This window comes from Pseudoalteromonas sp. NJ631 (assembly GCF_000276645.1).
Lineage (GTDB): Bacteria > Pseudomonadota > Gammaproteobacteria > Enterobacterales > Alteromonadaceae > Pseudoalteromonas > Pseudoalteromonas piscicida.
In genome coordinates, this window is the sequence record NZ_AKXJ01000015.1 from 82,681 (window position 1) to 97,470 (window position 14,790).

At 44.9% G+C, this 14,790-nt stretch carries 9 protein-coding genes; all 9 read left to right on the forward strand.

The annotated features are described in order from the left end of the window. The first annotated feature begins 7 nt into the window (after positions 1 to 7). The 9 genes from metH (at position 8) to A587_RS0119715 (ending at position 14,788) form a co-directional block, all read left to right on the forward strand. On the forward strand, positions 8 to 2,635 hold the full coding sequence (metH, locus tag A587_RS0119675; RefSeq protein WP_017218985.1) for a methionine synthase: 2,628 nt from the start codon (positions 8 to 10) through the stop codon (positions 2,633 to 2,635). A 210-nt stretch (positions 2,636 to 2,845) separates the two neighbouring features. Further along, positions 2,846 to 3,730, forward strand: a complete 885-nt coding sequence (locus tag A587_RS0119680; protein WP_017218986.1) for a hypothetical protein — start codon at positions 2,846 to 2,848, stop codon at positions 3,728 to 3,730. Next, entirely contained in the window at positions 3,730 to 5,598 is a 1,869-nt protein-coding gene (locus A587_RS0119685) for a GGDEF domain-containing protein (RefSeq protein ID WP_017218987.1), read from the forward strand. The genes A587_RS0119680 and A587_RS0119685 overlap by 1 nt, the downstream gene beginning before the upstream one ends. 76 nt (positions 5,599 to 5,674) lie before the next feature. After that, entirely contained in the window at positions 5,675 to 8,185 is a 2,511-nt protein-coding gene (gene hrpB, locus A587_RS0119690; RefSeq protein ID WP_017218988.1) for an ATP-dependent helicase HrpB, read from the forward strand. A gap of 77 nt (positions 8,186 to 8,262) precedes the next feature. Beyond that, positions 8,263 to 9,063, forward strand: a complete 801-nt coding sequence (locus A587_RS0119695) for an MBL fold metallo-hydrolase (protein WP_017218989.1) — start codon at positions 8,263 to 8,265, stop codon at positions 9,061 to 9,063. 24 nt (positions 9,064 to 9,087) lie between these two features. Continuing rightward, on the forward strand, positions 9,088 to 10,197 hold the full coding sequence (locus tag A587_RS0119700; RefSeq protein ID WP_017218990.1) for a hypothetical protein: 1,110 nt from the start codon (positions 9,088 to 9,090) through the stop codon (positions 10,195 to 10,197). A 174-nt stretch (positions 10,198 to 10,371) separates the two neighbouring features. Further along, a complete protein-coding gene (locus tag A587_RS0119705; protein WP_017218991.1) occupies positions 10,372 to 11,628 on the forward strand; it encodes an efflux RND transporter periplasmic adaptor subunit in 1,257 nt (418 codons plus the stop codon). A gap of 11 nt (positions 11,629 to 11,639) precedes the next feature. Next, positions 11,640 to 12,362 (forward strand): ABC transporter ATP-binding protein, encoded by a 723-nt coding sequence (locus tag A587_RS0119710; protein ID WP_017218992.1) that lies wholly within the window; start codon positions 11,640 to 11,642, stop codon positions 12,360 to 12,362. Then, positions 12,362 to 14,788: an ABC transporter permease gene (locus tag A587_RS0119715; protein ID WP_017218993.1), complete on the forward strand. Its 2,427-nt coding sequence runs from the start codon at positions 12,362 to 12,364 to the stop codon at positions 14,786 to 14,788. Before A587_RS0119710 ends, A587_RS0119715 begins: the two co-directional genes overlap by 1 nt. The last annotated feature ends 2 nt before the right edge of the window (positions 14,789 to 14,790 follow it).

Here is a 14,790-nt window from a genome sequence, read left to right on the forward strand (position 1 = left end):
ATTCACCATGACACAAACAGCAGTATTTACCAATGTCGGTGAACGTACCAATGTAACGGGATCGGCAAAATTTAAGCGCTTAATTTTAGAAGAAGATTACGAAACCGCGCTGGATGTTGCCAGAGAGCAGGTTGAAAGCGGTGCGCAAGTGATTGATATCAACATGGATGAAGCTATGTTGGACTCAAAAGCTGCGATGGTGAAGTTTCTTAATCTGATAGCGTCAGAGCCGGATATTTCTAAAGTCCCTATCATGGTTGACTCGTCTAAATGGGAAGTCATTGAAGCGGGCCTGAAATGTATTCAAGGTAAAGCTATTGTAAACTCAATCTCCTTAAAAGAGGGGGAGGCACCATTTATCCACCAAGCCAAAATCATCAAGCGCTTTGGTGCTGCTGTGGTGGTGATGGCATTTGATGAAGTTGGTCAAGCGGAAACCGCAGAACGAAAGTTTGCGATCTGTCAGCGTTCTTACAAAATCTTGGTTGACGAGCTTGGGTTTCCGCCAGAAGACATTATTTTTGACCCCAATATTTTCGCGGTCGCTACGGGTATCGAAGAACATGATAACTATGCCGTAGAATTTATCGAAGGCACGCGCAGAATTAAACAAAACCTGCCGCACTGTAAAGTGTCAGGGGGCGTATCGAACGTTTCTTTTTCTTTTCGTGGTAATAACCCAGTGCGTGAAGCGATCCACTCTGTGTTTCTTTATCATGCGATTAAAGCGGGCATGGATATGGGGATCGTCAATGCGGGTCAGCTAGCCGTGTATGACGATATTCCAAAAGAGCTCCGTGATGCCGTTGAGGATGTGATCCTCAATACCGACGCCGGTGCTGGCGAGCGATTGGTTGAGATCGCACCTAAATACTCGGGCATGGCACAAGCCGAAAAGCAGGAAGATTTAGAGTGGCGTTCTTGGCCAGTTGAAAAACGCTTGGAGCACGCCTTAGTTAAAGGGATCACCGAGTTTATCGACGAGGATACCGAGGCTTGTCGGCAACAGTTTGATAAGCCAATTCAAGTGATTGAAGGGCCACTGATGGATGGCATGAATGTGGTTGGCGACTTGTTTGGCGCGGGCAAAATGTTCCTGCCTCAAGTGGTGAAATCTGCTCGAGTGATGAAGCGCGCGGTTGCCTATCTTGACCCTTACATTGAGGCCGAAAAAGAAGAAGGCTCAAGTAACGGTAAAGTGATCATGGCCACGGTTAAGGGCGATGTACACGACATTGGCAAAAACATCGTGGGCGTGGTACTGCAATGTAATAACTACGAAGTCGTGGACTTGGGGGTGATGGTGCCGGCAGAGAAAATTCTGCAAACGGCCATTGACGAAAACGCTGATGTCATTGGTCTGTCTGGTCTTATTACGCCTTCCCTTGATGAAATGGTGCATGTTGCGAAAGAAATGACGCGTCGCGGCTTTGATATTCCTCTACTCATTGGTGGTGCAACCACATCGAAAGCGCATACGGCGGTTAAAATTGAACCTCAGTACGACAAAGGTGTGATTTACGTCAATAACGCCAGTCGTGCGGTTGGTGTGGTATCTAGCCTGCTAAGTAAAACCCAAAAGCCAGAGTTTTTAGCAAAAACCGCGGACGAATACGTCAAAGTACGGGAGCAGCAGGCGCGCAAAAAGCCACGTTCAAAACCGGTTACCTTGGCGCGTGCTCGCGATAATGCGGTAAAACTTGATTGGCAAAGCTACACGCCACCGGTGCCAAATAAGCTGGGGATCACCGAGTTTAAAGACGTGAGCATTAAAACACTACGCGATTATATCGACTGGACACCATTTTTTATGACTTGGTCATTGGCCGGTAAATATCCACGTATTTTACAAGACGAAGTGGTTGGTGAAGAGGCGCAAAAACTGTTTCATGATGCCAATGCCATGTTAGATCAGTTAGAACAAGAGGGTACTTTGCAGCCACTGGGTGTGATTGGGTTGTTCCCTGCTAACCGCGTGGGTGATGATATTGAAATTTATACCGATGAGTCTCGCAGTGAAGTCCTAGTTACGTCATGTCAGCTGCGTCAGCAAACCGAAAAAACCGACTTTCCTAACTATTGTTTGTCGGATTATATTGCACCTAAAGGCACACCTGATTATTTCGGTGCATTTGCCGTCACTGGTGGTCTTGAAGAAGATGACTTAGCAGATGCATTTGATGCCAAGCAAGATGACTACAACAAGATCATGATTAAAGCGGTCGCAGATCGCTTAGCCGAGGCATTTGCTGAATACTTACATGAGCAAGTGCGTAAAGTGCACTGGGGATTTGCAGCGGATGAAGTGCTGAGTAACGAAGAACTTATCCGTGAAAATTATCAAGGGATCCGTCCAGCGCCAGGGTATCCTGCGTGCCCTGAACACACCGAGAAACAAAAAATTTGGCAGTTGTTAGATGTCGAAAACCGTATCGGTATGAAGCTGACTAGCTCATACGCCATGTGGCCGGGAGCAGCGGTGTCGGGTTGGTATTTCTCGCATCCAGATTCTAAGTACTTTGCCGTTGCGAGTATTCAAAGAGATCAAGTAGAAGACTATGCAGCGCGTCAAGCTATGCCGCTAGAAGAAGCGGAGCGTTGGCTTGGTCCTAATTTAGGATATGAAACCGCGTAATAGCTGAATTGAAGTCTAGCTTAACTTAATCTAAGACGAAGTTGAGCTAGACTTTTTGTTGCTTTCACTTTTTGAGTTTTAACGCTTATTTGCGGGCTGATAAATTTCAAATCCAAATTCATTAGAATATGTTGTTTAGTAGTTAACAGGGCGCGCTAAATTCAAGTATACTGAATTGAATAACTGTTAATAATAAGGCTTTACTCAACAATGAAGATGAAATGGCTGTTTTCATTCCTTTTTATTTCCAATCTCTGTTGGGGGAGCAATCAGCTGGTTGTTGATATTATCAGTAGCGAAAATTTCAGTCAGCGTTATGAGCACTTTCTTGCTGGTCGTGACGTCTTAGACGTTGATTCTTTCTTTCCTACCACCAAAGGTTCTCATATTGAAATCATCGAAATGGTGCTACTACAGCAGGCCCTGTTTCTCGGCGGTGAAACACGTAAAGTCGTATTTAATCCAAAACCTTCGGTAAATATTCTAGAGTTTTCTGATCTGATCGCTGGGGAAAGTTTAATCCTTGCTCGCAGTGTTTGGCACGAAAATATCGTGGACTATCGCGGCTCATTATTTATCTCAGATCCGATTGTTGAAGTTGGAGATTACGAAGCTGGGCTTTACGTCACCAAGCGTAATGTCGCACTGCAACAAACGCCGCTTTCACAGCTTCGGCAGTTGAACGTGGTGTCTAACCCACAATGGGAAGTGGATTGGCGTGCACTGATGAATACAGATTTACACATGGTGAGCTTTATTGGCCCGTGGGAAACCATGTTGGCAATGGTAGAAAGCGATGTCGTCGACACTATGTTGATTAATTTTAGCGTGAGTGATTCTTTAACTTTAAATTTTGAAGGTAAAGAATATGTCCCAATCGAAAATATTAAGGTTGTCTTGCCAGACTCTCGACATTTTGTCGTCAGTAAAAACCATCCTGAAGGCGTGCAAATATTTGCGGCACTCAATCGTGGGTTAAAAATACTTAAACGACGAGGCGTGATTAAACGGGCGTTGACAGAATCCGGTTTTATCAATAAAAAAGTGGCGAATTGGCAGGTAGCTAACGCTGAAATGCTGGTGGGAGGAGACTAATGCAGCCAGCTTTGGTATCGCTTTGCATATTGGTGAGTTCTCTAATTACATTTTGTGGTTTTGCTTACGAATCATCGGAACAAATACAGCGCAATTTAAATGCGCTACAAATCTCGGCTGAACAAGATTACGACTTGTCTTTATTACCGGACATTAGAGCGCTGCGAGAGCAAGCGCGTACGCAAGGTAATAAGCCGCTGCAAATCAAAGCATTGCTGTTAGAAGGTAGTATAGTTCAGCATTTTGGTGATTTTGAAGATGGTCTCGACTTGCACCAACAAGCGTTGCAGTTGGCCGAAGCCGATAACAATACATTTTTAAAGGCAAACACCTATCTTGCCATCGCTCACCTTGATATTGACTTAGAGAGTTATGAGTTAGCGCAGCGCTATTTAGATAAAGCGTCAGTACTGGCTGAGCAAATTGATGATAATGCCCAGATAAAAGCCGATATCAGCTTATGGCAGTCGCGCTTGAATATGGATAGGGGGGCTTATCGTTTAGCGCTTAAGTCTTCTTTCGTGCCAGAGATTTCAGGTATTCGGCAGGAGACACTCGCGCAATTAAAGCTCACACGCTCTTGGGCTTATTTACAGCTGGGTGAATATTTACCAGCTAAACAAATTCTAGATGAGTTAGACAATGCGCATTATTTGGTTCAAAACCAAAGAATGCGGATTATGGCAGCGGTGCAGCGTGCCAGAGTGGCTTTACAAAGTGGTGATTTTGCAACTTCAATTGATTTAGCTCAGGCTGGGCTGAGAGATACACTCGGCACACGTTTTTTACTTTTTCAATCTCAGTTGCAATGGATACTGGCCTCAGCTTATGCCCAGCTTGGAGACTATCAGCAAGCGCATCGTTATTTAAAACGCTATGCCGTTACCGAGCAGTCACTGAATTTGCAAAAGCGTAATAACAAGCTTCTTAAGCTAGAAGCGCAGTATTCTCTCGCGCAACAAAAGCAGGCGCTTAATGAGCTTGAGCGAGACAATGCTCAGCAGGCAAAGCAAATTATGGCGCATCAGCAACAGATAGAAAACGCAAGATTAAGCCAGCAACGTTGGTTATTGATAGCCTTGCTGGTGTTTACTTTAGTGCTGGTTTTTTATTGGCGCTGGCAAAATCGCCGTTACACCAAGCTGTTAGAGAGTCAGGTTGCGCAGCGGACCGAGGAATTAGCGGAGCGAAACAAGCGGTTGCAAACCCTTAGTTTCACCGATAGCTTGACTGGACTGAGTAATCGGCATCATTTTTTTAGCGTGATTGATGGCACCATTGAAGTGTACAGGCAAAAGTGGCAAATTCCGCAAACACAACAGAATGCCGATTTAATTTTTGTGATTGTCGATATCGATCACTTTAAAAGTATCAATGACAGATTTGGTCATGCCGCAGGAGATATCGTGTTGCAAGACTTTGCTGAAATCCTTAAGCAATGCACTCGAGAGTCAGATATTCTAGTGCGCTGGGGTGGGGAAGAGTTTTTGCTGGTGATGCCAGATATGGACAGAGCGGCTGCGCACGAAGTGACAGAGCGGATCCGTCGCCAAGTGGAGAGCTATCCATTTGTGGTGAACGATCAAACTATCAACTGTACTTGTTCAATTGGTTTTGCTCCATTCCCGTTTGATCCAACACAACCAGATAAGCTTAGCTGGGAGCATGTGTTGGAGTTAGCCGACGGTGGTTTATATCTTGCGAAAGAATCTCATCGTAACGCTTGGGTTGGAGTCCATACCGGAAGCGAGGAAATGCAAAGTCCGGCAGAGCACGTGGTGCAAAACCTACGCTCATATTTACAAGCGGGCAAATTAAAAACGTGGTCAAATTTATCCGATCTTATTTATGCTTGTAATACCCGATAAGCGAATTCGGTTGTTTGGAGACATCCAGTTTAGGTGTATCATCTTGAACAAGATAGAATAATAAAGCGTTATAGTTTTGCTGCCGATTGAAGCCTTCATCCCCGAGATCATTTCCACTTTAACCAATGATAACCGTTTGGTATTACAGGCCGAACCCGGCGCAGGTAAGTCGACCTTAGTGCCGCTGCGTTTACTGCAAGCTGATATTTTTTCCGGTAAAAAAATCATTATGCTTGAGCCACGTCGTGTGGCAGCAAAATCTATTGCGACCTACTTGGCCAAACAGCTGGGAGAATCGGTCGGTGAGCGAGTCGGCTATCAAATTCGAAACGAGCAACGTGTTTCATCCAACACCCGCTTGGAAATCGTCACCGAAGGCGTATTGACTCGCCGTCTTCAAGCGGATCCTGAACTCAGTGATGTTGCGCTTATTATCTTCGATGAATTCCATGAGCGTTCGATTCATGCGGATTTAGCTTTAATGCTGGCGTTTGAAGTGCAACAAGCATATCGCGACGATCTCAAATTACTGGTGATGTCTGCAACGATAGACACCGAGCTTTTATCGAATTATTTGGATGGCGCACCAAGGTTATCTTGCCCTGGTAAAACTTATCCAGTTGAAATTGAATATGTCGGTAAAGCGAGTCGTTACTTGGCAGATCATGTGTTAAGTGCGCTGCGCCATGCTTTCACTCTACAAAGCGATGGCGATGTATTGGTATTTCTCCCCGGGCAGGCTGATATTCAGCGCTGCATTCAGGCGTGCCAAGTGCTTGAACAAAGTAATGTTGAGCTTCTGCCTTTGTACGGCGGATTACCCCTATCTGAACAAGAAAAGGTGCTGAGTAAAAGCGCCAGTGCATCAAGACGTGTTATTTTTGCGACCAATATTGCTGAGACCAGTTTAACTATAGCCGGGATCACTATGGTTATAGATTCTGGCCTTGAAAAACGCTTAACCTATGACGTTAAAAGCGGTCTCTCGCGGCTAGATACGGTGATGATCTCAAAGGCATCAGCAACACAACGTGCAGGGCGTGCGGGTCGTCTACAAGCGGGCCATTGTTTACGTCTTTGGCGCGAAAGCGAACATAATAATTTAAGTGACTTTCAGCCGGAAGAAATAACCACCACTGACCTTTCTGACTTAGCGTTAGAGCTAAGCGCGTGGGGAGTGACACAATACAAGGACGCGAATTGGCTAACACCGCCACCGATGCAACATTTTTCGGTGGCCTGTCAGTTGAATCAGTCGCTTGGCTTGGTCGATGCGCATAATAAAGTGTTAACTGCTGGGCAGCGTGCACTGCAACTGGGTGTTTCGCCTCGTCTTGCCAGCATGCTACTGCGATGTGAGACGCCAATTGCGCAACAACTAGCTTGTTTTTTGGCGGCAATATTGAGCGAGCGCGATATTGTAGTACAAGCCAACACAAGCGATATATGTGAGCGAGTATTGGCGTTGATTGAGTTTGTGCAAGACCGTACCCGTACCGCCAAAGCATATTGCTTGCACAGAGCTGCCGCAGAGCAGGCCGTAAAATTGGCCAAATCATTTGCACACAAACTGGGAATTAGGCTCAAGAGTGAAGCAATCACCCTTGTAGATATTCAAACCTTAGTGCCCACTTTATTGCTCCATGCCTTTCCTGACAGAGCTGCGCAAAAACGTCCTCAAGGGGATAACCGCTACTTGCTTGCGAATGGTCGGGGGGTAACATTACGTGATGGAGATCCGCTGCAAGGTCAGGCCTATTTGATTGTTTGTGATGTGGATGGCAAAAATAAGGATGGCTTAGTATTTCTAAGCTGCGCAATCGAAAAGGGCACATTACTTGAGCAACTGGCGCCATATTTGAGTAAGGCGGTTCAGTATCAACTGGATAGTAAAAAAGAAGCGGTTCAGGGCCGGCAACAAGTTAAATATCATGCTCTGGTATTAAAAGAGCAAAATCTGAGTCAGATCCCCAAAGAAGCGTTTGCCCAATGTGTAAGGGATATCCTCACATCGGAAGGGCTTGGTATACTCAATTGGTCGGCAAAAAGTCACGCTTGGCTCGCTCGAGCTAAATGGTTAAGTGAGCAGCTAGATACCTTCCCACAGATATCTGAGGCAAGTTTGATAGCGCAGCTTGATACTTGGTTATTGCCCTATTTGATGGGCGTAAATACTATCAAACAATTGAAGCAACTGGATATTTTTAACCTGCTTCAAGCGACACTCACTTGGGAGCAGCAACAGCAACTCGAAGCGCAAGCACCTGAGTTTTACACCACGCCAAGCGATAAGCGAGTCGCGATCCGCTACGATGAGCACCAAGGGCCAACCGTTTCTGTGGTGTTACAAGAAATGTTTGGTCAATTGACGTCGCCAACGCTCGCCAACGGCCAAGTCCCGGTACGATTTGAGCTGCTATCTCCAGCGAAAAGGCCAATCCAAACCACCAGTGATTTAAGCAACTTTTGGCAAACTTCTTATTTTGAGGTGGCCAAAGAAATGCGTGGTCGATATCCAAAACACCGATGGCCAGATAAACCGCTTGAGGAAAAGCCTGGCCGCTCCATCAAACCGAGAGGAAAATAGGCTGGTGGAGCAATAGGCTTGTAAAGAAGTCATAATGGCTATAACGTGAGCAATCTAATAATATAAAGGAGTGTGAAATGCGGTCTATTATGGCGTTCATTTTATTGGGCTTATTTGTTGCTCAGCCAACTTATAGCGGTGAGTTTGAAGTGCTTTATCAATCTGACACAGCAAAAGTCGTCAGAGATAAAAGTTATGGCACAAACATTGGGATCTTTGCAACGAAAAGGGGAGTGGTGATCATTGACCCTACAACTGAAGATGCGGATTTGCCAAAGCTCAATGATTTGATACAGAATAGCTTTCAGACCGAGAAAAAATACCTGCTAAACACACATAGTCATTCGGATCATACTGGTGGTAATGCTTTTTTCCAACAGCAAGGTTTTACACTTATTGACAGCCCGCAAGGGTTAAAGGAGCTTGGGGTGATAAAGCATACTCAAGCCGTTTCACATACCGCCAATGACAACATCCTCTATCATCCTACAAGCAATATTTTGTTTACCGGAGACATTTACACCACAAACTGGCATCCAACATTTTATGCCGGGGGCTTAACGGGTTTTAATAAAGCGGTCGATTTGATTTTGTCGATTGGCGATCAAAATACGTTGATAGTGCCAGGTCATGGCAAACCTACATCGAAAAGAGAACTCGAACAACATAGAATTCAAACATTCGCTTGGGTTGAGCGGGTTAAAATTTTGAATCAGGCGGGTAAGTCGGTTGAGCAAATAAAGAACGATGCTAAGATCAAGCGCTTATTAGCGCAGTTTAATCTTGAAGGAAGACAACCTTTTCTTCCAGAGCGGGCGCTTACCCGTTTTATTGAGCGCACTATTACCGTGTTAGGGCAAGCGAACAAAGCTCAATAAAACTGCTAAAAGGCTGAGGCTGATATGCAAACTAAAAGTGGAAAAATAGCATTATATTTTCTGTTAGCCATCCTTGTGGTAATAAGTTGGTTGCCAGAGTTTAATACCGCCATGATGGCCTTTATTGATGATGCGCTACTGCAGTCCTCACTCGTCTATGCTTCAGCACGTACGGTAAATGGCGCTATTTCCTTGCTGCAATCTGCTGAGGTTGGGATTGGTGTTGCAAGCATTCAGCCTGCGCAGCTACTCGACCCTATCAATGATTTAGCAGAATACATTTCTGATGTGATGCAACTAGCCATTGGCTCTTTGTTTATACAGCGAATTCTCTACACTATTTCCACTCATATTTTATTCAGTGTTGCTTTTACCGTCACCGTAATTGGGTATTTCGTGTGTTGCTATCTAGGACTTTGGCAAACGGTAAGGACTAAAATATTAGCCACGATGCTACTGATCCGTTTTGTGGTTCCGTTTGTAATTCTATCGACGGGTCTCACTAGTCAACTGTTACTGGACCAAGAAATAAATAAACAAAGTGAAGTGGTGTCGAGCAGTGTTGACCTCTTTCAATCTCAAGCTACAAAGACCAGCACACAAAGTGTAAAAATAAAGGCTCAAATCGCCAGTCAAAAGCAAAGCCATAGTGAACAAATAGCGTTATTGACTAAACAACAGATCCGTCTTCATGGTGAAGCGACCGAGCTACATGCTGAAATTACCGCTTTGGAAGGTGATATTGAAGCGGCTCAAGCGAACCGAAGTTTATCCGAATGGTTAACATTTACCAAAAGTGAAGAGGCTAAGCCACTGATTGAAAAGCAACAGCGATTGGCCAGCGATAAAACAAAACTCGACACTCAAATAGCGCTTATCAATAGAGAAAAAGATCAACATCAACACGCAATTGAAAAGCTCAATGAGCAGCTTCACGGTAGCAATGAAGGGACGCTAAGCCGAGCAGTTAAAGCGGTTTCTAGTGGTATTAGCGATATGCTCGACGCTGCTGAGTCACTCTTTATCGACTTCTTAAACGTGGTATCGCTTTTGGTACTGAAGTTAGTATTGATGCCGCTGTTATTTTTCTATTTGGCGAGTAAAACCTTTAAAGCAATTTGGCGAATTAAATAGTCTATCTGAACCAGTTGTGCTTTGCTGAGCGGCAGGTTTCCCATAACTGATATTACACAGTCCCAAGTTAGGGAAAGTTCATACAGGCGAATTATTTTAACTCTATAAAAATCAATAGGTTAAATTTGGCCTAAATATCGTATTACCGTATAAAAATAATAACATGGTAATTCGATGGATATTCACACTAGCCTTGCCAAAACGGCTAAAAAGCCATTTCGTCGGTGGTGGCTGTTAACAACCCTTATTGTGCTCGCTGCAATGGGCGTATGGATTGTGCCTCACGACCAGCAAATAGATGCTGAAAAGCTTAAATTTGCCACCGTTCAATCTGGACCGATACAGTTTAGTGTTAAAGGCTATGGCCGATTACGCTCAAAGATCAGTAGAGAGATCACGACCGCATTTGCAGCGCAAGTTGAAACCGTACAGCATCTTCCTGGCAGCAGGGTAGAGCCAGACACCGTTATTTTACAGTTAACCAATCCTGAGTTAACTCAGCAACTCCACCGAGAAAGACTGGTACTCGCTAGGCAAAAAGCCAATGTTGAAGCATTAAGGCTAAGCCAAGAAAGTGAGCGATTAGTATTAAAAGGACAAAATACCCTACTCAGCAGTGAGCTTGAAAATGCCAAATTGCGAGAGCAGGCTGAGCGCCAATTAGTCACTCAAGGCATAGTTTCAAGCTTAGATCATCAGCGCTCAATCTTAACGGTCGCCCAGTTAAGCGAGCGAGTAAAACTTGCTCAGCAGCAACTTAGCCAAACCAGTGCTTTACACAAGCAAAGAATTGAGATTGAGCTAGAGCTATTAAAAGAATATGAGCTGAGCTATCAGGTCGCGCTTCAGGCGGTGGAGCAATTACAAGTTACAGCGGGGATCAGCGGCATGTTGCAGCAAGTACATGTCAGTCAAGGTCAAGCAATTACACGCGGGCAGGCGCTAGCTGTGGTGGGTAGTGAGCGAACTTTGGTAGCCGACTTAATGGTGCCAGAGCGAGAAGCAAGCGAGATTATCTTAGGTCAACGAGCGCTAGTAGACACCTTTGTTGGTCAGGTTGAGGCTAAGGTTAGCCGCATTGTGCCCATCGTACAAGACGGGCGTATTGCGATAGAGCTCACATTACTTGGGGAGCTGCCAAGCAATGCTCGCCCACTTTTGACTGTTGAAGGGCAAATTTTTACAGCAAAAAAGACTACCGCACTTTCACTGATTAAGCCACCGCGTGCAACTCCACAATCTCAGAGTCAATTATTTGTTTTAGATAAACAAAACAACATGCTTATCAAAAAAAGTTTTAAGTTTGGTAAACTAGCCGGCAATGCCATAGAAGTACTTGAAGGCGGTTTATCCGGTGAGCAAGTGGTGGTGTCAGAAATGTCTGACTACCAGCACCTAGAAAAAATAACAATTAAATCACTCAATCGGTAAAGGAAGAACAAATGGACAAGACAATTTTGGCATTACATCAAGTGAGCAAAGTGTTCTTTGGCGAGGATGTTGAAACTCACGCCATTAGCAACATTAACCTTGAAATTGAAACGGGCGATTACGTTGCGATAACTGGTCCTTCAGGATCGGGAAAATCCACTCTATTGAGCATTCTTGGACTATTAGATGACATCACTTCAGGCAGCTATCGCATCCAAGATATAGAAACCAGTACGCTAGACGCAGACACGCAAGCAGAGCTGCGTAATTTGCATATCGGTTTTGTCTTTCAGTCATTTAATCTACTCGATGGGTTAACAGTATTTGATAATGTGGCTTTACCGCTTCAATATCGTGAGCCTGCGCTTGCGACTGACGAAATTGAGCGCCGTGTGATGGGCGCACTTAAGCAAGTTGAAATGTCTCACCGAGCAAAACATAAACCAAACCAACTATCTGGTGGACAGCAGCAGCGAGTGGCTATTGCGCGTGCGCTTGCGGGCGAGCCAAGTATCTTATTAGTTGATGAACCAACTGGAAACCTCGACTCTAAAAATGGTGATGCGGTAATGGCCTTGCTGGGGGAGTTGAATAGGCAAGGCACAACCATTTGCATGGTGACGCACGATATTCGCTATGCAGGTTATGCCAAGCGGCAAATTCAGCTTTTAGATGGGGTACAGGTTTCATCAAGCGTTGTAAAACGTGATAGTTGTACTGCGGAGGTGGTGTAATGGGGTTTTTGCAACTTCGGCGTCAACTAGGGCTGGCAATCAAAAGTTTGCTTCAAGTACCGAATTTTTGTATCACGTTAGTACTGACGTTGGCACTTGCGTTAAGCTGTTTTTTTGTCGCATTGAGTCTGTTTAGTGGCTTTTTTATTAAGCCGCTTGAGATTGAAAATGAATCACGATTTGTGGTGGTAGAACAAAAAAACGTATATCAAGATAGGGTGTCTGAAGGGCTGCAAAGCTTTCAAAATATGCTGAACTGGTATCAGAGTCCCTCCATGTATGAAAAACGAGCTTTGATCAGTAGCTTTTCCGATGTGGTTGAAAATCTAGCTGGCAAACCAAAGCTTACGCTGACTTTTGCAAGTTCGGATTATTTTAGTATGGTGAAAATGCCGCTAGCACTGGGGCGATACCTAACGCCGACGAAAAGCATTAGCCAGAAAAATCCAGAGGTCATTATTTCCTATAAACTTTGGCAACAATACTTCGATGGTGATGACAAGGTGCTTGGGGAGAGTCTGCGGATTGTTGGCAGACTGTACACTATTGTCGGTGTTGCTGCACGTACGTATGTTGATCCTTACTTTTTAAGTGAAGGAAATGGGGCGCTGTGGCTTAGTTTTTCAGAAGACGAGCGATTTTTTGGTGATCAGCGCGGCGAGTATCATCCGTGGAGTAGCAGACTAAATAACTTGAAGTTACTGGCGATATTACCAGCCAGTAGTGATCAGGATATCCTCGCAGAGCAGCTATATCAAACTGTTCAACTGCACCAAAGCGAATGGAAATCGGCTGACGAAGCGTTACTTGATATTGAACCTATAGTACGTTCCTACCGTGACGTAGAACTGGCGGGACATGACAAGCTTGCCATTATCGTATTGTTGAGTGTGTCATGCTTGGTACTCATCGCAATTTTTAATGTAAGTAATTTGTTTATCTCTCGAGCTCACACCATCCAGCAGCAACTGGCCTTACAAGCTATGCTCGGTGCAAAGCGTAAGCTGTTGTTTCGTGGAATCTTACTAGAAGCGCTGTTATTGGTGTCAAGCGCTGTGCTGGTGGGGTTATTTATCGCCGCGTGGGAGCTGAGGTTAGTTAAATCGCTCACCAGTGGTTATTTGCCGCTGATTGACACTTTAAGCTTAGATACCACGGTGCTGCTCAGTGCTATCCTAACCGTACTGTTATTAGCTTTATTGTTTGCGTTTGTCACCTCACGCATGATTGATTTTAGCCAACTTAAGCAAAGCATGCAGTCGTCAGGTAAGGGTAGCGTAAAAGCGGTACGCACAACGACGACAAAAACACTGGTTGCGGTACAGCTGTTTTTTACCACTGTGCTGGTACTTGGGGCGACCTTAGTGCTATGTAAAAGCGCCGATACCTTGCTTAGACCGCTCGGAACAAAGTTGGATAATATGTATAGCGTGATGCTGCATATTCCCGCAGATCCCACTCCATTTCCCGCGCGTTACGCCAATATTGAAGGATTCAAACTCGCGTTAGCTAACATTCAGGGCGTGTTAGGCGTCGCCCATGGAGAAAGTCCATTACAAAGCGATGTCCCTGTGGTTGCTATGCAGGATATGGCGGGTGAATGGACACCGAGCATGGTTAGAGGTAACGTTGGGGCGGATTATTTTGCATTAACTGGGCTTGAACTCGTTGCAGGACGCACGTTTAGCGAGGCTGCAATTCGAGGCGAAAAGGAAGAGGCTATTGTCTCTTCAGCCGCGGCACAGGCGTTAAAACCGGGCGGTGATGTGATTGGTGAAACGTATTTTATTTTTAACCCAGATGTACCTGCTGAAATCGTAGGTATTTCAAAAAACTTCAACCATCCTAAACGTCATCATGAGCTCCAAGGTAAAGCGGTTTGGCTACCTGCGCTGCCTTTGGGTTATCCATTTATGATAGAAATGGAATCGGGAGCATCACTTACTCGCGCTCAGATCCAAAATGCCATCAGCACCGTGAATGGTCAGGCGGGAATATGGCGTTTTTCAAACTTAACAAAGACATATCAAAGCATTACCTATTTGGAGCGTTTGACTTTATTGCTAAGCTTTGCGCTTTGTGGTTTTTGTTTATTGTTATCTGGGGTGGGCATATATGGCGTGCTTAACTATAGCTTTCAACAAAGACGCTACGAGTTTGGGATGCGAATGGCACTTGGTGCCAAAAGACACCGCTTATCTCGGTTGTTATTGTCAGATACCATCGCACCCATGCTAGTGGCGATGTTGGCTGCCATTATGGTTGTTGCGGGATTTTATATGAGTGTTTCGTCAGATTGGTTGTTGGCAAAATCTAGCTGGTTGCTTGTGGTGATTGTTACCATGTTGGCTTTTGCGTTAGCCACGGCGATTTACCCAATGAGACAGTTAATAAACTCGACACCAATGCGTGCATTAAAACATTAAAG

Bases quoted from the DNA above. Each gene is read 5' to 3' on its own strand.
- metH (WP_017218985.1), top strand. From the start codon at position 8: ATGACACAAACAGCAGTATTTACCAATGTCGGTGAACGTACCAATGTA.
- A587_RS0119680 (WP_017218986.1), top strand. From the start codon at position 2,846: ATGAAGATGAAATGGCTGTTTTCATTCCTTTTTATTTCCAATCTCTGT.
- A587_RS0119685 (WP_017218987.1), top strand. From the start codon at position 3,730: ATGCAGCCAGCTTTGGTATCGCTTTGCATATTGGTGAGTTCTCTAATT.
- A587_RS0119695 (WP_017218989.1), top strand. From the start codon at position 8,263: ATGCGGTCTATTATGGCGTTCATTTTATTGGGCTTATTTGTTGCTCAG.
- A587_RS0119700 (WP_017218990.1), top strand. From the start codon at position 9,088: ATGCAAACTAAAAGTGGAAAAATAGCATTATATTTTCTGTTAGCCATC.
- A587_RS0119705 (WP_017218991.1), top strand. From the start codon at position 10,372: ATGGATATTCACACTAGCCTTGCCAAAACGGCTAAAAAGCCATTTCGT.
- A587_RS0119710 (WP_017218992.1), top strand. From the start codon at position 11,640: ATGGACAAGACAATTTTGGCATTACATCAAGTGAGCAAAGTGTTCTTT.
- A587_RS0119715 (WP_017218993.1), top strand. From the start codon at position 12,362: ATGGGGTTTTTGCAACTTCGGCGTCAACTAGGGCTGGCAATCAAAAGT.